General features: G+C 43.0%; 2 pseudogenes. Both read right to left on the bottom strand.

What is annotated here, in order from left to right:
* Positions 1-237: pseudogene (locus BN338_RS10390) on the bottom strand (hypothetical protein); the annotation flags it as partial.
* Positions 237-474, bottom strand: a pseudogene (locus tag BN338_RS10385) (hypothetical protein); the annotation flags it as partial. The pseudogenes BN338_RS10385 and BN338_RS10390, both read right to left, overlap by 1 nt.

Genomic DNA, 474 nt, shown 5'->3' with positions numbered 1-474 from the left:
TTTCTTTCCTAAAACCGTCTGCTGTATCTGGGTCGTAACAGCCGCTAAAAATCGATCCTCATCATCCAAAACAAGCCATAACTGTTTCTTGCCACTGCAAATGGCTTCAATGAGCTCTTGCAACGTGATTTCATGTTTGAAACGCTCTACATATTCACGAAATGACGCAATGATGTCTTCTAGATAAGGCGCTATACGCTCCATATCCCAAGACGTGGTCAAAAAAACTTGTGCCATTATCCTCTGCCTAAAGGACGTAAATCTACGTTAAAACCTGTGATATGGTTCCAAGGAACGCCTTCAGGAATACGCAATTTAAATTGGTGATAACGATTGTGCGAACGTCCGTGATAAGCACCCGTAACATATGAACACACCCTCTCCTTGTGCCATGTGATCGGTGTCTGATTATGACGAAGCCGACGTTCTCCTATACTTAAAAGACCTTCAAGCGTATCAACTTCGGCAAACATC

It is taken from the genome of Bartonella queenslandensis AUST/NH15 (genome assembly GCF_000312585.1).
Classification (GTDB): Bacteria; Pseudomonadota; Alphaproteobacteria; order Rhizobiales; family Rhizobiaceae; genus Bartonella; species Bartonella queenslandensis_A.
This window is presented reverse-complemented; position numbering and strand designations above follow the sequence as displayed.